The sequence below is a fragment of the Pseudomonas sp. GW823-FHT02C02 genome, assembly GCF_058797635.1.
This window is the reverse complement of record NZ_JBXAJV010000031.1, coordinates 12,903-35,251: the sequence shown is the minus strand read 5'-3', so window position 1 is coordinate 35,251 and position 22,349 is coordinate 12,903. Positions and strand designations below refer to the sequence as shown.

At 61.9% G+C, this 22,349-nt stretch carries 5 protein-coding genes and 1 pseudogene; 1 reads left to right on the top strand and 5 read right to left on the bottom strand.

What is annotated here, in order from left to right; translation table 11 throughout:
• Positions 1-9 precede the first annotated feature (9 nt).
• The 5 genes from AC1ROI_RS33380 to AC1ROI_RS33360 form a co-directional block, all read right to left on the bottom strand.
• The gene (locus tag AC1ROI_RS33380) at positions 10-1,545 is read right to left on the bottom strand and encodes an MFS transporter (protein WP_102594834.1); all 1,536 of its coding nucleotides are present in this window, start codon (positions 1,543-1,545) and stop codon (positions 10-12) included.
• Between the two features lie 226 nt (positions 1,546-1,771).
• Positions 1,772-2,692 (bottom strand): LysR family transcriptional regulator, encoded by a 921-nt coding sequence (locus AC1ROI_RS33375; RefSeq protein WP_077750398.1) that lies wholly within the window; start codon positions 2,690-2,692, stop codon positions 1,772-1,774.
• A gap of 201 nt (positions 2,693-2,893) precedes the next feature.
• Positions 2,894-4,261 (bottom strand): HlyD family type I secretion periplasmic adaptor subunit, encoded by a 1,368-nt coding sequence (locus AC1ROI_RS33370; RefSeq protein ID WP_010464925.1) that lies wholly within the window; start codon positions 4,259-4,261, stop codon positions 2,894-2,896.
• Positions 4,251-6,407: a type I secretion system permease/ATPase gene (locus tag AC1ROI_RS33365; protein WP_010464926.1), complete on the bottom strand. Its 2,157-nt coding sequence runs from the start codon at positions 6,405-6,407 to the stop codon at positions 4,251-4,253. Before AC1ROI_RS33365 ends, AC1ROI_RS33370 begins: the two co-directional genes overlap by 11 nt.
• A 36-nt stretch (positions 6,408-6,443) precedes the next feature.
• Positions 6,444-7,796 (bottom strand): TolC family outer membrane protein, encoded by a 1,353-nt coding sequence (locus AC1ROI_RS33360; protein WP_010464927.1) that lies wholly within the window; start codon positions 7,794-7,796, stop codon positions 6,444-6,446.
• A 358-nt stretch (positions 7,797-8,154) separates the two neighbouring features.
• Here AC1ROI_RS33360 and AC1ROI_RS33355 point away from each other — a divergent pair.
• A pseudogene (locus tag AC1ROI_RS33355) lies at positions 8,155-22,297 on the top strand (retention module-containing protein).
• Positions 22,298-22,349 lie beyond the last annotated feature (52 nt).

Sequence of the window (22,349 nt, the reverse complement as noted above, 5' to 3'; positions counted from 1 at the left end):
GTGAAGCATTCATGTCGGTGAGCGCGGTGGATAAATCCGCGTCGGCAGCCAGAAAATCAGCAAGATCAACGTCAGCGCGACGCCGGCCATGCACAGATAAAGATCCGATGCCGTCAGCACCACAGCCTGGTCATGCAGCCGATGGGCAAGGCCGGCGCTGTCGCTGTTGGTCAGAGGGGAGTTGCCGAGGTTGTCCACCAGCATGGTCGAATGGAAATGCAGCCGCGACGTGGTCAACGCCTCGATCACCCCGGTGGCGACCACCGCTGACAGGCCTTTCACGGTGTTGAACCAAGCCGAGGCATACGGGCCTTCCATCGGCGTGATGCTGCCGGTCGAGAGCATCAGCAACGGCAGAACCGCCATGGGTTGACCGAAGATTTGCAGCCATTGCAACGCGTAGAAATCGTCGCGAATCCACACCGAGGTGAGCTGCGAACCGCCGATGCATGACAGCGCCAACATGCTCAAGCCGAGCCCCAGCACCCAGCGGCAATCGACCCAACGCAGGTTGCACAGCGCCGCCACCAACGGCAGCGCGATCAACTGCGGCAGGGCCGCCAGCAACATGATCGGCGCGGTCTGAACCGGGCGATAACCCTGGACCTGCGCCAGATAGCTGGACGGGATGATGATCACTGCCAGCAGCACGACCAACACGCCGGCTAGGGTCAACAAGGCGAACGACAGGTTGCGGATGCCGAGCATCTGCATCTTGAAAAACGGGATCGGCTGCGACCATTCATTGATCAAAAACAGTACCAACAGCAGCAACCCACCGCCGAGCAATCCGCAGATCAGGCTCGACTCGAACCAGTCCAGCCGATTGCCTTGCAGAATGCCGATCACCAGCATGCAAATCGCCGGAAAACCCAGCAACAAGCCGCGCCAGTTGAATTGCTTGAAGCGCTCCAGACGCAGCGGATCCTGCGGCAAGCCGTAGGCCACGGCCGCCATGGCAATCAGGCACGGTGCGATGATTTGCCAGAAGGTCCATTGCCAGCCGACGTACTCGGTCCACAAACCGGCCAGAGGGGTCCCGAGCCCTGGGCCGAAGGTGGCCGTCAGCGCATACCCCGCCAGACCGTATAGCTTCACGTTGGCCGGTAAAAAGCGCAGCGCGACGGTCATCAGCATCGGCGGAAGTGCGCCGCCGGCCAGGCCTTGCAAGGTGCGCATAACCAGCAGGCTTTCGTAGGTCGGAGCGAACGGGCACAACACGCCCAGCAGGGTGAAGGCGCTGATGGCGCAGAGGGTGAAACGCCGCAGCGAGAACGTCACCGCGCACCAGGGCGCGAAGGCCATGGCGGCTACCGAGGTCGCCGTGTAACTGGCAACCAGCCAGGTGCCCTCGTCGTAGCCGATCGCCAATGCGCCGCGAATGTCAGCCAGCGCGACCTTGGTCACCATCTCGTTGAGGCCCGACACCAACACCGCCAGCAATACGCCGACCAGACCGATGATGATCCGCGGGCCGAAGACCGGAGGCGTAACGGCGGCCGGACTGGCCGCGGCGAGAGGTGCCGTGACCGTGAGGGAAGTCATTTGCTGCAAGCTCCGGGGGTTGAATACCGAAGCATTTTAAGAAGTGTGGAACCTGACGAAAATTGACTTATGGGCAGGTTATAAGTGCGCTCTATGCAGCAATACAAAACCCCTGTGGGAGCGAGCCTGCTCGCGATAGCGGTGGTTCAGGTTCAGTCAACATCTATATTGAATGTGATGCCCCTATCGCGAGCAGGCTCGCTCCCACAGGGGACAGTGTTCAATTTCAGGTGGGTTGTGCGGCCAGCCAGGTCTCGTCACAGCACGCCTTGAGCGTTTCACGCAGCCAGCGATGCGCCGGATCCTTGTCGAAACGCGGGTGCCAGGCCTGGGTCAGCATCAGGGTAGGCAAGGGAACCGGCAGGGTAAACGAGCGCAGCTTCAAGCCCAGGCGCCGCACACTCAACAGCGCTTCCTTGGGCACCGGTAAAATCAGGTTGGAATCCGGCAGTGCAAACATTGCCGCATGGAAACTCGGCGCAATCACCGCCACCCGTCGCTCCAGCCCAAGGGCATTGAGTGCTGTATCGATCGGCCCGCGAGCAATGCCGCGACGGGACATACTGATGTGAGAGAAACCGGCGAAGCGCTCGGCCGTGATCTCTTCGTCGAACAGTGGATGGTCCTCGCGAACCAAACCGACGAAATGAGTGGAAAACAGATTCTGCACCTTCACCTCCGGGGTCAGCGGCCGGGTGTTACTGATGCTCAGGTCGATGCGCCCTTCGCGCAGCGCTTCATCATCGCCATCGCCCTCGGGGACGTAGCGCAGCTCGCAATGCGGCGCCTGGCGGTCGAGGGTGTCAAACAGCTTGCCGCCGTAGACACCGACGAAGAAGTCATTGGCCCGGATGTTGAAGCGACGACGCAACGAACCCAAGTCCACCGCATCAGCCGAGCGAAATAGCAACGCGGCCTGCTCGACGACGTCGCGCACTTGCTCGCGGAGCTCCAACGCCTTGGGCGTCGGCACCAGACCACGACCGGCGCGCACCAGAATCGGATCGCCGATGGCCTCGCGGATTCGCGTGAGTGTTCGGCTCATGGCCGCCGGGCTGAGGTTCATCCGCCGCGCGGCACCCACCACACTGCCTTCATCGAGCAAGGCGTCTAGGGCGACCAGAAGGTTCATGTCCGGGAGTTGCATGCTGAGCACTCGTGTCTGGGCTGGATTGATTCAGACGCAATGCTAGCAAACATCCCCAATTATTGTGTTGGCTGGACCGGCCTCATCGCGAGCAGGCTCACTCCTGCAGGAGATCTTCAGTGGACGCAAATTTTGTATTCAACACAAAACCCTGTAGGAGCGAGGCTTGCCCGCGAAGAGGCCATCAGCCCCAACCGAGAACTACCGCTCGTGCAGCGCTTCGGCGCGGGCCCGGATAATCGGCTTGAGCAAATAGCTGAGAACTGTCTTCTTGCCAGTAATGATATCCACCGAAGCCACCATCCCCGGGATGATCAGCAACGGCTTTTCATCTGTCCCCAGGTGACTGCGATCCGTGCGCAGTTTGATGATGTAGTACGTCGTCTTCTTGTCTTCATCGGTGATGGTGTCGGCACCGATCTGCTCAAGCCTGGCCTTCAGCCCACCGTAAATGGTGTAGTCATACGCCGTGAACTTCACCGTCGCTTCCTGGCCCGGGTGCAGGAACGCAATGTCCTGCGGGCGAATCTTCGCTTCCACCAGCAAGGTGTCGTCCAGCGGTACGATTTCCACCAGATCGCTGCCCGGCTGGATCACGCCGCCAATGGTGTTTACCAGCAACTTGTTGACGATGCCGCGCACCGGCGAAGTGACCAGCGTCCGGCTGACCCGGTCTTCCAGTGCCTTGCCGGTGGCCTGGGCCTTGTTCAGGTCGGTGCGGGCCTCGTTGAGTTGGGTCAGGGCTTCGCTGCGGAACTTGCCGCGCGTCTCGTCGATCTTGCGCTGCACTTCCTTGATTGCCGATTCGGCGCGCGGGATTGCGAGCGTTGTGGCGTCCAGTTGCCCACGGGTTTCGACCTCAGCCCGCTTGAGCCGTAAAACCTCGACCGGCGACACCGCGCCCTGAGCCACCAGCGGCTCGGACATGTTGATTTCCTGGCGCTGCAATGACAATCCATTGCGGTATTGCGCCTGCTTGGAGGTGAATTCGCGCAGCTCTTGCTGGCGCTGGATCAACTGCTCCTGCAAACCACCGATCTCATCGTGCAGTTGCTGACGACGACTGATGTACAGCGACTCTTCGCTGGCGGCCTGACCGGGAACAGCCTTGAGCACATCGGCGGGGAAGTTCAGCGGACGGTCATCGACCTCGGCGCTCAAGCGCTCCACGCGCAGCAGCATCGACAGCCGATCGGCTTCGGTCTCGCCCACGTTGGAGGCAAACCGCGTGTCGTCCAGACGAATCAGCGGCGCACCGGCATCGACAATCTGCCCTTCGGTGACGAACAACTCGGAGACGATACCGCCCTCAAGGTTCTGGATTTTCTGGATCTTCGACGACGGAATCGCCTTGCCGTCGCCCTTGGTGACTTCGTCGATCACCGCGTAATTGGCCCAGAGCATCAGGAATATGAAAAAGCCGATGATCGCCCAGATCGTCAGCCGCACCACACGCGGGGCGTCTTCGATAAGGGCTTTATTGACCTCGGGAAGTGGCTGGCCATGCAGCGACTCGGAGCCTTTGAAGTAACGGCGGATCGAATCCTTGAAACCCGACTTAAGCAACACTGATCTGCCCCTTCTTCAACGCTTCCATCACGGCGGCTTTCGGGCCATCGGCGAGTATTTGTCCGCGGTCGATGACGATCAGGCGATCCACCAGCGACAACAGCGATGCCCGGTGCGTCACCAGCACCACGGTCTTGTTTTCAACCACTGCCGCGAGGCGTTGCTTGAGGCGTTCTTCGCCAGTGTTGTCCATGGCGCTGGTCGGTTCGTCGAGCAGCAGGATCGGCGGGTTGAGCAGCAGCGCACGGGCCAGGGCCACGTTCTGGCGCTGACCGCCGGACAGGTTCTGCCCGCGTTCGCCGACTTGCAGCTCATAGCCTTGCGGGTGCAGGCGGGCAAACTCATGCACGCCGGCCAGCTCGGCGGCTTGCAGGACCATTTCGTCTTCTACATAGCGCGCGCCCGAGACCAGGTTGTCGCGCAGGGTGCCGGCCAGCAGCTGGATGTCCTGCGCGACGTAGCCGATGTTGTGGCGCAATTCGCTGACGTCGATCTGACGAATGTCGACACCGTCCACCAACAGCGCGCCGTCGTCCGGCTGATAGAGCCCCACCAGCAGTTTGGCCAGGGAGCTTTTGCCCGAGCCGCTACGACCGATGATGCCGATCTTCTCGCCCGGTTTGATGATCAGGTTGATGTTTTTCAGCGCCGCGTTCTGTTGATTCGGGTAGGTGAAGTTCATCTGCCGGCATTCGATGGCGCCTTGCAGTACCTTGCGGCTCAGCGGGCGCTCTTCGAAGTTGCGTTCTTGCGGCAGCTCCATCATCTGGTCCACCGAGACCATGGTCACCCGCGCTTGCTGGTAGCGGGTCAGCAGGCCGGACAACGAAGCCAGCGGGCTGAGCGCGCGGCCACTGAGCATGTAGCAGGCAATCAGACCGCCCATGCTCAAATTGCCGGCAATGATCTGGTACACGCCGAAGACGATCATGATCACCCCGGCCAATTGCTGGATCAGCAAGGTGATGTTCATCGCCAGGCCGGAGAGCATTTTCACCCGAAGTTCGAGGCGGCTGAGCGTGCCGATGGTCTGTTCCCACTGATACTGGCGTTCGCTTTCGGCGTTGTTGACCTTCACCGCATCGAGGCCGGCGAGGGTTTCGATCAGGCTCGACTGACGCTCGGCGCCCAAGGCCATGGTTCGTTCCATGGTCGCCACCAGCGGCTTTTGCAGCGCATAGCCGATCAGCAGGGCAATCGGGAATGCCAGCACAGGAATCCACACCAGGTGCCCGCCGAGAATGGCGATGACCATGAAGATCAGCAGCGTAAACGGTAGATCGATGAGGCTGGTCAGGGTCAGCGAGGCGAGGAAGTCGCGCAGGCTCTGAAATTCATGGATGTTCTGGGCGAAGCTGCCGACCCGGGCCGGGCGGTATTTCATAGCCATGCCGACGATGCGCTCGAACAACGTCGCCGAGATGATCAGGTCGGTTTTCTTCCCGGCCAGGTCCAGGCACAGGCTGCGCAGGCTCTTGAGGATCAGGTCGAACAGATACGCCCCGGTGATGCCGATGGCCAGCACCCACAGCGTCGATTCCGCCTGGTTCGGCACCACGCGGTCGTAGACGTTCATCACAAACAGCGGCGCGGCCATGGCGATGATGTTGATCAGGAAACTGGCGGCGATGGCGTCGGCGTACAGCCAGCGCGAACGCTTGAGGGTGTCGCGGAACCACGAGCGCGCGCGCGGGATCAGCGTGCCGTGATTGACGTCGAATTTGTGCTGGGGTTGGGCGAAGAACACTTTGCCGATGTAGTCGTCGGCCAGCAGTTCGCGGCTGACGAGGCTTTCGCCGCCATCGCTTTCGCTGATCAGCAGGCGGGCCTGGTCTTCACCGTGCCAGCCGAGCAGGACGGCGCTGCGGCCATCCTTGAGCAGCAGCAGCGCCGGCATCGCAATCGCCGGAATCTGCTCCAGCTTGCGCACCAGCACCCGCCCTTGCAGACCGGCGCGAGCGGCGGCGCGAGGCAACAACTCAACGCTCAGACGCTGCTTGGGCAACGGCAGGCCGGTGGTCAGCATCGCGGCGCTGGCCGGTTTCTGATGCAGGGTGCAAAGGGCTAGCAGACCGTCCAGTAACGGATCGTCGTGCAGCGCGCGTGGATCATGAATGAGTTGAACTCTACTGACTTCTGATTCCACGCTCGGCACTCTTGGCTAACAGTAAAAAGGGAAGACTCAATTCATCCCGGGTAGCTGGACCCTGGGCTTCACGTCGTTCTGCACAACGGATGCCAACGGTGCGACCACTCCCTGGCTCTTGAGCAACTCGCCCATGGTCGCCTTGATTCGGTATTGAGTAAATAACTGAATGTTCTTGATCTCGGCCAGGCGACGGGAAGCGGTGAACAGTTCGTTTTCACTGTCGAGCAGGTCGAGCAGGGTGCGCTCGCCCAGGCTGAACTGCTTCTGGTACGCGGTGCGCACGCTTGTGCTGTGATCGACATATTGCTGGGCGATCGGCACCTGGGCGTTGGCGTTGTTCAACGCGTTCCAGGCCAGGCCCAGTTCTTCATTCAATACGCGCAGGGCGTTATTGCGGATATCCAGCGCCTGGTTGGACAGGTAGGACTTGGACTCCAGATCCGCCTTGTTGCTGCCGCCGGCATACAGATTGAAGCGCATGCGCAACATCGCCTGCCATTCGTTGCTGTGGCCGTTCTGACCGTCGAGATCGTTGTCGGCGGAGCGACCCAGTTCGGCATCGAAGCGCGGGTAGAAGGACGATTTGGCGGCGTCGTACTGTTTTTCGGCCGCAGCGATGTCGGACTCGGCCGAACGCAGGATCGGGCTGTTTTCCAGCATCTGCGCCCGGGCTTCATTCAGGTTGGCCGGCAACAGCGCGAGGAAATCGGCAGGACGCTCCAATTGGTCGGGCATCTGGCCCACGGCACTGAGGAAGTTGGTCTCGGCGTCCGCCAGGTTGGTTTGTTCGGTGATCAGGTTGTTGCGGGCCTGGGCCATACGCGCTTCGGCCTGGTCGAGGTCGGCACCACTGCCGACGCCGCGCTGGGTGCGCAACTTGATCTGGTCAAAAATGCGTTCATGGCTTTTCAGGTTATCGGTGGCCAGGCGCACGAACTCGCGGCGGGTCAGTACATCCAGATAAACCTGAGCCACGGTCAGCGCGGTACGTTCGGACGTGCCCAACAAGGAATAAGCACGGGAATTAACGGTGGCTTGTTGACGCCCCACTTCACTGGACGTCGCAAAACCGTCAAAAACCATTTGCGACAGACGCAAACTTGACTCGCTACGGTTCAAGGTTTCCCAGTGATTGTCACTGCCGGCCGCGCGGGTGGTGACGCTGTCAGTGCCTTCGCGACCATAACCGCCCAGCAGATCGACCCGGGGAAGGTATCCACCTTTTGCCGCCTTTAACTGATAATCCGCGGCCAATCGACTATTAACACCTGCCTGGATTTCCGGATGGACATCCAATGCCTGTTGCATGGCCTCCGGAAGTGACTGCGCCTGAACAAAACTGGCGGCTAGAGCGAAGGGTAGAGCCTTGAACAGGTGCAAACGCATGTTGGAATTTCCCGGAATTACTTGTCTTGAATCACTGCAGAACGTACCGCTGCATCGGATGATGACCATCGGAATGACCGTGTGTCGGAAAGTTTGAATTTGGAACTGAATCGCACTCTGCGGGGCGGGTAGTTACCTAAATATCAATGTGACATTACTGGGACGAGTGTTTAGGATGACAGCACTAAGGTCAATAGTTTGGCATATAGTTTATAGCGAAAAAGTATAGCCAATTTGTTGACGATTAACCGCGTCAAAGTTGTGCCTCGAATACCTTGAAAGTACGTCCAGACTGAGTTGGCGAAAGCGCCATCAGGTCCATGGAAGTCAACTGAACGTGACACCCGGAGAGTCTTCAATGAGCAGTGTTGTGGCCATCGTCAAAAGCATTGTCGGTCAGGTTTTCGCGGTGTCCCCAGAGGGCATTCGCCGAGTACTCGTTGAAGGCGACCGGTTGTTTGTCGGCGATCAGGTAGACACGGGCGCGGCGGGCGCCGTTACGCTGGAACTGGCTGACGGCCGCACCCTGGACCTGGGCCGCGACACTCAGTGGAGCGCCAGCGACCCGGATTCCAGCACTGACCTGTCAGAAGCCACTGCACAAGCCGCGCCATCGGTTGAAGAGCTGCAACAAGCCATCGTTGCCGGTGCCGACCCGACCACTGAACTCGAAGCCACCGCAGCCGGCCCTACCGCTGCGGGCACGGGCGGTGCGGCGGGTGGCGGTCACAGCTTCGTGATGCTGGATGCAACCGCTGGCCGGGTAGACCCGACCATTGGTTTCCCGACCGCGGGCCTCAGCACTGCGGCGCAGGCGGCACAACTCACCACCGGTGGCCAGACGGCTGACACTAGCGCCAACGTACAGCGCGAATCGACCTTGAGCCTGAGCGCCACGCCGAGCATCACCGAGGCCGGTGGCGTACTGGTTTACACCGCGACCCTGACCCAGGCGCCGCTGACCGACCTGACCATCACCCTGTCCAATGGCTCGGTGATCGTGATTCAGGCCGGCCAGTTGACCGGTACCGTCAACGTCCCGCTCGCGCCGAACGACACTGTTTATAACGACTCGACCCAGATCAACGTGACCGTCACCGGCACCACGGGTGGCAACGGCATCACCGTCACCCCGCCGACGACACCGGCCGTGACCCAGGTCACCGACACCGTCGACACCACAACGGTCACCTTGACCGCTGGCGCCAGCGTCACCGAAGGCGGCCAGATCACTTACACCGCGACATTGACCAACCCGGCGCAGACACCGGTCACCATCACCCTGTCCAACGGGTCGACGATCACCATCGATGCGGGTAAAACCACTGGCACCGTCGACGTGTCGACTCCAGCCAACGACGTCTACAACAACGGCAGCACGGTCACCACCACGATTACCGGCGCCACCGGCGGCAATTTTGAGAACCTGGTGCCAAACCCGGCTCCGGCCGTGACCACCATTACCGACTCGCCGGACACCACCACCCTCACACTGACGGCGGGTTCGACGGTCACCGAAGGCGGCCAGATCACCTACACCGCCACACTGAACAACCCGGCTCAAACGCCGGTGACTGTCACCCTGTCCAACGGCTCGACCATCATCATCGAAGCCGGCAAAACCACCGGCACCGTGAACGTCGACACTGCGGCCAATGACGTTTATCAGAACGGCAGCACCGTCAGCGCCACGATCACTGGCGCTACCGGCGGCAACTTCGAAAACCTGGTGCCGAGTACTACACCTGCGGTCACCACCGTTACCGACTCGGTCGACAACACCGGCCTGAGCCTCACCGCCACCGGCACCGTGGTCGAAGGCGGCCAGATCACTTACACCGCAACCCTGACCAACCCGGCCGGCACGCCGATGACTGTGACCTTGAGCAATGGCTCGGTCATCTCCATCGAAGCGGGCAAGACCACCGGCAGCGTGACCGTCGATACCGCGGACAATGACGTTTACAACAACGGCAGCACCGTCAGCACCACCATCACCGGGACCACCGGCGGCAATTTCGAACAACTGACCCCGAGCACCACGCCAGCGGTCACCACCATTACTGACTCGGTCGACAACACCGGCCTGAGCCTCACCGCCACTGGCACCGTGGTCGAAGGCGGCCAGATCACCTACACCGCGACCCTGACCAACCCGGCCGGCACGCCGATGACCGTGACCTTGAGCAATGGCTCGGTCATCAACATCGAAGCGGGCAAGACCACCGGCAGCGTGACCGTCGATACCGCGGACAATGACGTTTACAACAACGGCAGCACCGGTCAGCACCACCATCACCGGGACCACCGGCGGCAATTTCGAGCAACTGACTCCGAGCACCGAGCCGGCGCTGACCGCCATTACCGACTCGAAGGACGACACCGGCCTGAGCCTGTCGGCGTCCACCGAAGTGGCTGAGGGCGGTCAGATTCTGTACACCGCGACCCTGACCAATGCGGCTGGCACGCCAGTCACCGTCACCCTTTCGAACGGCGCGGTAATCACCATCGCGGCGGGTGCCACCACTGGCAGCGTGAGCGTCCCGGCGCCGGCCGATGACGTTTACAAAGACGCCGGTAAAGTCGAAGCGACCATCAAGGACGCCACTGGCGGCAACTTCGAAAACCTGGTGCCGAGCACTGTTCCGGCAGTCACTGACATTACCGATACCCTTGATACCTCGACCGTCAGCCTGACCGCGACGTCCACTGTGGCTGAAGGCGGCACCGTGGTTTACACCGCGTCCGTGACTGCGCCAGTGACCGGCTCGCCAGTTGTCGTGAGCTTGTCCAACGGCCAGACCATCACCATCCCGGTTGGCGCAAGTTCGGGTAGCGTGAATTTTGTTGCACCAAACGATGCCCTCGCGGGCGGCGGCTCCCTGAGCGTCAAGATTGATGATGCCAAGGGCGGCAATTACGAGAAGCTGGACGTCGACGGCAAGTCGGCGGATACCTCGGTCACCGACTCGGCGGACACCACCACACTCAGCCTGACAGCAACCGACTCGGTCGCTGAAGGCGGTTCGATCGTCTACACCGCCAACCTGACCAGCGCGGCCGGCACGCCGGTCACCGTCACCCTTTCGAACGGAGCGGTGATCACCATCGCCGCCGGCGCCACCAGCGGCGCCGTGACCGTCAAGGCTCCGGCCGATGACGTTTACAAAGACGCGGGCAAAGTCGAAGCGACCATCAAGGACGCCACTGGCGGCAACTTTGAGAACCTGGTTAAAGACCCAGCGGCAGCGGTCACCGATGTGACCGACACCATCGACACCTCGACCGTCAGCCTGACTGCGACTTCTTCCGTCGCCGAAGGCGGCACCGTGGTTTACACCGCATCCGTCTCTGCACCAGTGACCGGTTCACCAGTAGTGGTGACCCTCTCCAACAACCAGACCATCACCATCCCGGTTGGCGCAAGTTCGGGTAGCGTGAATTTTGTTGCACCAAACGATGCCCTCGCGGGCGGCAGCTCGCTGAGCGTCAAAATCGACGACGCCAAGGGCGGTAACTACGAGAAGCTCGACGTCGATGGCAAGTCGGCCGACACCTCGGTCACCGACTCGGCGGACACCACCACGCTTAGCCTGACAGCAACCGACTCGGTCGCTGAGGGCGGTTCGATCGTCTACACCGCCAACCTGACCAACGCGGCCGGCACTCCGGTCACCGTCACCCTGAGCAACGGCGCGGTGATCACCATCGCCGCCGGCGCCACCAGCGGCTCCGTGACCGTGAAGGCACCGACCGATGACGTCTACAAAGACGCCGGCAAAGTCGAAGCGACCATCAAGGACGCCACTGGCGGCAACTTTGAGAACCTGGTTAAAGACCCAGCGGCAGCGGTAACTGATGTGACCGACACCGTCGACACGTCCACCGTCAGTCTGACTGCGACTTCGTCCGTGGCCGAAGGCGGCACCGTGGTTTACACCGCATCCGTCTCTGCACCAGTGACCGGTTCGCCAGTAGTGGTGACCCTCTCCAACAACCAGACCATCACCATCCCGGTCGGTTCGAGCAGCGCCAGCGTGAACTACGTTGCGCCAAACGATGCCCTGGCGGGCGGCGGCTCGCTGAGCGTCAAGATTGATGATGCGAAGGGCGGCAATTACGAGAAGCTGGACGTCGACGGCAAGTCGGCCGACACCTCGGTCACCGACTCGGCCGACACCACCACGCTTAGCCTGACAGCAACCGACTCGGTCGCTGAGGGCGGTTCGATCGTCTACACCGCTAACCTGACCCATGCGGCCGGCACACCAGTCACCGTAAACCTGTCGAACGGCGCCGTGATCACCATCGCCGCCGGCGCCACCAGCGGCTCCGTGACAGTCAAGGCTCCGGCCGATGACGTCTACAAAGACGCGGGCAAAGTCGAAGCGACCATCAAGGACGCCACCGGCGGCAACTTCGAAAACCTGGTCAAGGACCCGGCCGCAGCGGTGACCAGCGTCACCGACACCGTCGATACCTCGACCGTCAGCCTCACTGCGACTTCGTCCGTGGCCGAAGGCGGCACCGTGGTGTACACCGCGTCCGTGACTGCGCCAGTGACCGGCTCGCCGGTTGTCGTGAGCTTGTCCAACGGCCAGACCATCACCATTCCGGTCGGCTCGAGCAGCGCCAGCGTGAACTACGTTGCGCCAAACGATGCCCTCGCGGGCGGCGGCTCCCTGAGCGTCAAGATCGACGACGCCAAGGGCGGTAACTACGAGAAGCTCGACGTCGATGGCAAGTCGGCGGACACCTCGGTCACCGACTCGGCGGACACCACCACTCTGAGCCTGACAGCAACCGATTCAGTCGCTGAAGGCGGTTCGATCGTCTACACCGCGAACCTGACCAACGCGGCTGGCACGCCGGTCACCGTCACCCTGAGCAACGGCGCGGTGATCACCATCGCCGCCGGTGCCACCAGCGGCTCCGTGACCGTCAAGGCACCGGCCGATGACGTCTACAAAGACGCCGGCAAAGTCGAAGCAACCATCAAGGACGCCACTGGCGGCAACTTCGAAAACCTGGTGAAAGACCCGGCCGCAGCGGTGACCAGCGTCACCGACACCCTCGACACGTCGACCGTCACGCTGACCGCCACGAGCACCGTGGCTGAAGGCGGCACCGTGGTGTACACCGCCTCGGTCGGCGCACCTGTCACCGGCTCGCCTGTGATCGTGACGCTGGCCAACGGTCAGACCATCACCATAGCGGTCGGCGCCAGCAGCGGCACCGTCAACGCCGTGGTCTCGAATGATGTGCTGAGCGGCCACGCGCCGGTGAGTAATTCGATCACCAACGTCAGTGGCGGCAACTACGAAAACCTGGTCGCCGATAAAACCCCGGTCAGCACCAGCGTGACCGACACCGTCGACACCACCACCCTGTCGCTGACTGCCACCGGCAACGTCAACGAGGGGGGGTCGATCGTTTACACCGCGAGCCTGACTAATCCGGCCGGCACTCCGGTCACCGTGACCCTGAGCAACGGTGCCGTGATCACCATTGCGGCTGGTAAAACCACTGGCACCGTGACCGTCGACGCGCCGAAAGACGACGTTTACAAAGACGCTGGCAAACTCGAAGTCACCATCAAGGGCGCCGCTGGCGGCAATTTTGAGAACCTGGTCACCAGCCCGAATCCGGCCGTGACCAACGTCGCCGACACCACTAACACCACACAACTGACCCTCAGCGCTGACAAGTCTGTGCTCGAAGGTTCGCACATCACCTACACCGCGACCCTGACCAACGCCGCGCAAACCCCGGTGACCGTCAAGCTGAGCAACGGCGAGACCATCACCATCGCAGCCGGCAAGACCAGCGGTTCGGTCACCATCGCGGCGCCAAGCGACGACGTCTACAAGGATGCCGGCAAGCTCACCGTCAAGATGACGGACGCCAGCGGTGGCAACTTCGAAAAACTCGACGTCAGCAAGACGTCAGTGAGCACCACCGTCAAAGACACGGTGGACACGACGTCCCTGTCCCTGTCGGCCAGCCACACCGTGAGCGAAGGTGGCCAGATCACCTACACCGCCACCCTGAGCAACCCGACGGACACGGCGATGAGCGTGAAGTTGAGCAACGGCGCAGTGATCAACATCGCCGCCGGCGCCACCACCGGTTCGGTGAACTTCGCTGCACCGGCCAACACGCCGTACATCGACGGCGGCAAAGTTCAGGCAACGATTGCCAGCCACAACGGCGGCAACTTCGAAAAAGTCGTCACCAGCTCTTCGCCGGCGGTCACCACCGTCACCGATTCGACCGACACCACCGGCCTGAGCCTGAGCGCCACCGGTTCGGTCGCCGAGGGTGGTTCGATCGTCTACACCGCGACCCTGACCAATGCCGCTGGCACTGCAATGACCGTTACGTTGAGCAACGGCGCAGTCATCAACATCGCCAAGGGCGCCACCAGCGGTTCGGTGAACTTCGCCGCCCCCAAGGATGACGTCTACAAAGACGCTGGCAAAGTCGACGCCAGCATCACCAAGACCACCGGTGGCAACTTCGAAAACCTGGTGGCCGACAAGACGCCAGCAGTCACCGACGTAACCGACACCATCAACAACAGCACCGTCTCCCTGACCGCCACGGCCAGCACGGTCGAAGGCGGCACCGTGGTTTACACCGCGTCGGTCAATGCGCCAGTGACCGGTTCGCCGGTGGTAGTGGCGTTGTCCAACGGCCAGTTCATCACCATTCCGGTCGGCGCGAGTTCGGGTAGCGTGAATTTTGTTGCACCGAACGACGCCTTGGCTGGCGGCGGTTCTCTGAGCGTGAAAATCGATGGCACCACCGGCGGCAACTACGAAAACCTGGTGGCGAATCAAACCCCGGCGGTGACTTCGGTGACCGACGTCAAAGACACCACCACCCTGAGCCTGAGCGCTTCGGATTCGGTGGCTGAGGGCGGTTCGATCGTCTACACCGCGACGTTGACCCATGCTGCCGGTACCCCGGTCACCGTGAACCTGAGCAACGGTGCCGTGATCACCATCGCGGCCGGCGCGACGGTCGGCTCCGTGACGGTCAAGGCGCCTGCCGATGACGTCTACAAAGACGCCGGAAAAGTCGAAGCGACCATCAAAGACGCGACTGGTGGCAACTTCGAGAACCTGGTGCCAAGCACTGTTCCGGCAGTGACTGACGTTACCGACACCCTCGATACCTCGACCGTCAGCTTGACGGCCAACAGCAGCGTGGCGGAAGGCGGGACCGTGGTTTACACCGCGTCCGTTACCGCTCCGGTGACCGGCTCGCCGGTTGTCGTGACCTTGTCCAACGGCCAGACCATCACCATTCCGGTCGGCTCGAGCAGCGCCAGTGTGGACTTCATAACGCCAAACGACGCATTGGCGGGCGGTGGTTCTCTGAGCGTGAAAATCGACGACGCGAAGGGTGGCAACTACGAGAAGCTGGACATCGACGGCAAGTCGGCAGACACCTCGATTACTGATTCCGCAGACACCACCACCGTCAGCCTGAGCGCTACCGACTCGGTCGCGGAAGGCGGTTCGATTGTCTATACCGCGACGTTGACCAATGCTGCCGGCACCCCGGTCACTGTGAACCTGTCGAACGGTGCCGTGATCACCATCGCGGCCGGCGCGACGGTCGGCTCCGTGACGGTCAAGGCGCCTGCCGATGACGTCTACAAAGATGCCGGAAAAGTCGAAGCGACCATCAAAGACGCGACTGGCGGCAACTTCGAAAACCTGGTCACCAGCCCGGGAGCGGCGGTTACTGAAGTCACTGACACGATCAATACGTCGACCGTCAGCCTGACCGCAACTTCCTCTGTCGCCGAAGGCGGCAACGTGGTCTACACCGCTTCCGTCACCGCGCCGGTCACCGGTTCGCCGGTCGTCGTGACCTTGTCCAATGGCGAAAAAATCACCATTGCGGTCGGCGAAAGTAACGCCTCGATCACCGTCAAAGCGCCGAACGATGCCTTGGTCGGCCACGAGCCGCTGACCAACGCCATCAAGGATGTGACGGGGGGCAATTACGAGAGCCTGGTCGCCGACAAGACCCCGACCTCGACCGCCATCAGTGACACCCTGGACACCACCAAAGTGACCATGACCGCCAGCGACTACGTGGTCGAGGGCGGCACCATTACGTACACCGTCAACCTCAGCAATGCCGCCGGCACCGACATGACGGTCAAACTGAGCAACGGCGAGAGCGTCTTGATCAAGGCCGGCGACAAGTCGGGCCTCATCACCGTTCCGGCGCCGAGCGATGACGTCTACAAGGACGGCAGCAAAATCACCGTTGGCATCGCCAGCACCGACGGCGGCAATTTCGAAAAACTCGACGTCAGCAAAACCACGCACACCACCACCGTCAACGACACCGTGGATACCACCACGCTCAAGCTCAGTGCCGATGTGAGCACCGTCGGCGAAGGTGGTCAGATCAACTACACCGCCACGTTGAGCCATCCTGCCGACACGGCCATGACCGTGACCCTGAATAACGGTCTGGTGATCAACATCAAGGCCGGCGAGTCCAGCGGTTCGGCGCCGTACACCGTGCCAAATGACGTCTACACCGGCGCCTCGCCTGTTCGGGCAGCGATTGCAGAGAGCACGGGCGGCAACTTCGAAAAACTCGACACCGACCGCTCCGCCGTCGTCACCAAAGTGACCGACAGCGCGGACGCCACGACGTTGAGCTTGAGCGCTACTGATTCGGTCGCCGAAGGCGGTTCGATCGTCTACACCGCCAACCTGACCAACGCGGCTGGCACGCCGGTCACCGTGAACCTGTCGAACGGCGCGGTGATCACCATCGCCGCCGGCGCCACCAGCGGCTCCGTGACCGTCAAGGCTCCGGCCGATGACGTCTACAAGGATGCCGGCAAGGTCGAAGTCACCATCAAGGACGCCACTGGCGGCAACTTTGAGAACTTGGTCAAGGACCCGGCCGCAGCGGTGACCAGCGTCACCGACACGATCGACACCTCGACCGTCAGCCTGACCGCGACTTCGTCCGTGGCTGAAGGCGGCACCGTGGTGTACACCGCATCCGTCTCTGCACCAGTGACCGGTTCGCCAGTAGTGGTGACCCTCTCCAACAACCAGACCATCACCATTCCAGTTGGCTCGAGCAGCGCCAGCGTGAACTACGTTGCGCCAAACGATGCCCTGGCGGGCGGCGGCTCCCTGAGCGTCAAGATCGACGACGCCAAAGGCGGCAACTACGAGAAGCTGGACGTCGATGGCAAGTCGGCCGACACCTCGGTCACCGACTCGGCGGACACCACCACGCTGAGCCTGACAGCAACCGATTCGGTCGCTGAAGGCGGTTCGATCGTCTACACCGCGAACCTGACCAACGCGGCTGGCACGCCGGTCACCGTCACCCTGAGCAACGGCGCGGTGATCACCATTGCAGCCGGCGCCACCAGCGGCTCCGTGACCGTCAAGGCACCGGCCGATGACGTTTACAAAGACGCCGGTAAAGTCGAAGCGACCATCAAGGATGCCACTGGCGGCAACTTCGAAAATCTGGTGAAAGACCCAGCGGCAGCGGTAACTGATGTGACCGACACCGTCGACACCTCGACCGTCAGCCTGACTGCGACTTCTTCCGTCGCCGAAGGCGGCACCGTGGTTTACACCGCGTCCGTCACCGCGCCAGTGACCGGCTCGCCAGTTGTCGTGAGCTTGTCCAACGGCCAGACCATCACCATTCCGGTCGGCTCGAGCAGCGCCAGCGTGAACTACGTTGCGCCAAACGATGCCCTGGCGGGCGGCGGCTCCCTGAGCGTCAAGATCGACGACGCCAAAGGCGGCAACTACGAGAAGCTGGACGTCGACGGCAAGTCGGCCGACACCTCGGTCACCGACTCGGCGGACACCACCACTCTGAGCCTGACAGCAACAGATTCGGTCGCTGAAGGCGGTTCGATCGTCTACACCGCTAACCTGACCCATGCGGCCGGCACACCAGTCACCGTAAACCTGTCGAACGGCGCCGTGATCACCATCGCCGCCGGCGCCACCAGCGGCGCCGTGACCGTCAAGGCTCCGGCCGATGACGTCTACAAAGACGCGGGTACGGTCCAGGCGACCATCAGCAACGCCACCGGTGGTAATTTCGAGAACCTGGTCAAAAGCCCGGCGGCGGCCGTCACCAACGTCACCGACACGATCGACACCTCGACCGTCAGCCTGACCGCCACGCCTTCCGTGGCTGAAGGCGGCACCGTGGTGTACACCGCGTCCGTGACTGCGCCAGTGACCGGCTCGCCAGTTGTCGTGAGCTTGTCCAACGGCCAGACCATCACCATCCCGGTTGGCGCAAGTTCGGGTAGCGTGAATTTTGTTGCACCAAACGATGCCTTGGCGGGCGGCAACTCGCTGAGCGTCAAAATCGACGACGCCAAGGGCGGTAACTACGAGAAGCTCGACGTCGACGACAAGTCAGCGGATACCTCGGTCACCGATTCGGCCGACACCACCACGCTTAGCCTGACAGCAACCGATTCGGTCGCTGAAGGCGGTTCGATCGTCTACACAGCGAACCTGACCCATGCCGCCGGCACTCCGGTCACCGTGACATTGAGCAACGGCGCCGTCATCACCATCGCCGCCAACGCCACCAGCGGCTCCGTGACCGTCAAGGCGCCGGCCGACGACGTCTACAAAGACGCGGGCACGGTCCAGGCGACCATCAGCAACGCCACCGGTGGTAATTTCGAGAACCTGGTCAAAAGCCCGGCGGCGGCCGTCACCAACGTCACCGACACCCTCGACCGGACCGAAGTCAGCATCACCGGCAGCACCTCGGTGACTGAGGGCCAGACCGCCAGTTACACCGTCAGCCTGACGAGCCCGGCGCAGACCGAAGTCACCCTGAAGATCACCTACAGCGGCACCGCCGCCGACGGTTCGGACTTCACCGGCGTGTACACCGTGAAAATTCCGGCGGGCGCCAGCACGGCGAATTTCAATGTCGCGACCTTGGACAACAGGATCACCGAGGGCACCGAGAACTTCGTGGTCAAGATCGACTCGGCCACCGGCGGCAACTTCGAGAACCTGGCGATCAGCGCGTCCAACGGCAGCATCAGCACTTCGATCATCGACAACGATGCGCCGCCCGTGCTCGACCTGGACGCCAACAACTCCAGCGGCGCCACCGGTGCCAACTACAACGTGACCTTCACCGAAGGCACCACGGGCCAAGGCGTATCGATCGGCGACACCGACCTGAAAATCACCGACCCGGACAGCACCCTGCTGACCGGCGCGACCATCGTGCTGACCAACCGTCAACCGGGCGACGCGCTGAACCTGGGCAACAGCGTCAACGGCATCTCCATCAATGCCAACAGCAAGGACGGCACCGTCACGCTGACGTTGTCCGGCAATGCGACGCTGGCCGATTACATGCAGCAGATCAAGAACATCAGTTTCACCAACAGCAGTGAAGACCCGAGCACCGTGCCGCGGATCATCACCGTGACGGTGACCGATGGCAGCAACTACTCCAACACTGCGACCACCACCGTCAACGTCGTGGCAGTGAACGATGCGCCAACCGCCGCGCCGGTTAACCTCACCGGCACTGAGGACACCCCGCTGATCCTCGGCTGGTCGACCTTCGGCGTCAGCGACGTCGACAGTCCGGCCGCCAGCCTCGGCGTAAAAATCACCGGCCTGCCGGGCGAAGGCAAATTGCAGTACCTGAACGGTTCGACCTGGACCGACGTGACGACCAACCAGACCCTGTCCAAGGCTGACATCGACGCGGGTAAAGTGCGCTTCCTGCCGGATGCCAACGAGTCCGGCGCCAATGGCTACGGCGGCACCGGCGTCGGCAACAATCTGGCGGACTACGCACAGATCAAGTTCCAGCCTACTGACGGCACAACGTTGGGCAGCATCGGCACGATCAAGATCGACATCACGCCGGTGGCTGACGCGCCGTCCTTGAGCGTGGCGGACAACAGTGTCAAATCCACCGGGCTGATCAAGGAAGTCTGGACCGGCCTGTCGGGCCTCGGCACCGATGGCAGCGGCGCGGCGTCGAACACGCTGAAGTCGGTGATCGATGCGGCCGGCAAACCGAACAGCAGCACTACCGTGACCAACGTGCAGTCCGACGGCAGCGTGACCGCTGGCACCGCATCAAAAACGTCCGGCCTGATCTACCTTGAAGCCGGCAAGACTTACAGCTTCAGCGGCACCGGCGATGACAGCCTGCTCGTGACCATCGGCGGCAAAAACGTGGCCAGCGCGCTCTGGGGCGCGGGCGGCAACCTGAGCGGTTCGTTCACCCCGACCGCCAGCGGCTACTACACCCTGGATATCTACCACCACAACCAGAGCGGCCCAGGCAGCTATGACGTCAACCTGTCGGTCAACGGCGGCGCGGCGGTCGACCTGAGCAGCGCTGGTGTGCCGCTGTACACCGGCGTGGCAGATCTGGCCGCTTCCGGCGTGACAGTTTCCGACCTGCACGGCACCAACGGCGAAGGCTACTACGACGGCTACAAGCTCAACGAAGCGGCCGAAGGCACCAGCGTTCACCTGTCTGCGATCAAAACTGCGCTCACGGATACCGACGGCTCCGAAAGCCTGGTCGTGAAGATCAGCGGCATCCCGGCGGGCTCCGTGCTCACCGATGGCGCCGGCCACACCTTCACCGCCAGCACCTCGTCGGGTGAGGCCAACGTCACCGGCTGGAACCTCGGCTCCCTGACCGTGACCCCGCCGCCGTACTACAACGGCCAGTTCAACCTGACCGTGACCTCGACCTCCACCGAAGTTCTCGGCGGCTCTGCGGCCAGCACCGCGACAATCCCGGTCACGGTTTACCCGGCGGTCTACAACGCCGTTACTGCCACGGCGGCCGATGACACCATCACCGGCACCGACGGCAACGACATCATGGTCGCCGACATCGGCGGGCTGACCGTGGTGCCGGGCACCAACTACAACATCGCCTTCATGGTCGACAGTTCGGGCAGCATGAGCGCCTCGTCGATCAGCGCCGCCAAGGACTCGCTGACGTCGGTATTCAACACCCTCAAGCAGAGCATGGGTGGTAATTCCGGGACGGTGAACATCTTCCTTGCGGACTTCGATAACCAGGTCAATAAGTCTGTCTCGGTGAACCTGAACGATCCGAATGCACTGATCCTGCTCAAAGCGGTGCTGGATTCCATGTCGTCGGGCGGCGGCACCAACTACGAAGACGTATTCAAAACCACGGCGAACTGGTTCCAGAGTGCCGACGCCATGGCCAACACCGGGGCCAAAAACCTCACGTATTTCATCACCGATGGCAAGCCGACCTATTACCAGAGCGGTGAGCAGACCAACCCGACCCTGTTCGGCAACGTGAAGCTCGATGATGTGATCACCACCACCAATTACAAGTTGGGGCAGACCTACTCCGGTTATCTGGACAGCACTCACTACCTGAGCATCGACAACTCCGGCACCGTCACACTGCAGACGTACAAGAACTCGTGGGGCGGTTACTGGAGCAGTTCCGAACTGGGCACCATTCGCGCTGAGGGCAACGGCACTTACGAGCTGTCCTATCGCGACGGCAACGGCAGCAGCACTGGCTCCAGCGCCATCGACAACTCGACCAACGGTTTCGCGCTGCTGGACAAGGTGTCGACGGTTGAAGCCATCGGCCTGAACAAAGACGTCACCCTTAGCGACCTCAAGCCATACGACTCGGACAAGACGCCGCAAACCAACATTGATCCGAAAGACCTGGCCAACTCGATCATCGGTCACACCGAAGCGACCATGCCGGGTGCCGACACGGTCAATGGCGGCAATGGTAACGACATCCTGTTCGGCGATCTGGTGAGCTTCAACGGCATCGCCGGCGAGGGTTACCAGGCGATGCAGGCGTTCGTCGCCAAAGAAACCGGTGTGGACGTCAGTAAAGTCACCACCAGCAACGTGCACCAGTTCATCACCGAGCACTACAGCGCATTCGACGTGTCCGGCGCCCATGACGGCAACGACACGCTGTTGGGCGGTTCGGGCAATGACATTATCTTCGGCCAGGGCGGCAACGACCTGCTCGACGGCGGCAAGGGCAATGACATTCTGCTCGGCGGCTCGGGTAACGATTCGCTGATGGGCGGTCAGGGTAACGACATCCTGATTGGCGGTTCGGGTGCCGACACCTTCGTCTGGAAGGCTGGCGACACCGGCAACGACGTGATCAAGGACTTCAAGGCCAGCGAAGGTGACCGCATCGACTTGCGCGATCTGCTGCAAGGCGAAACCGGCAGCACCATCGACAACTTCCTGAAAATCAGCACCGTGGATGGCGTGTCGTCGCTGCAAGTCAGCTCCGGCGGCAAGTTCAACTCAGGCGATGCCGCGGCCGCAACGCCGGATGTGACGATCAAACTGGAAGGCAATAACTGGTCCAGCGCCAACCTGAACTCGTTGATTGCCGGCAGTGACCCAACCATCAAAGTCGATCACAACAACAGCTGATCCCACGAAAAACGGCCGCCCTTATGGGGCGGCCGTCACGTTTGTGCCCATC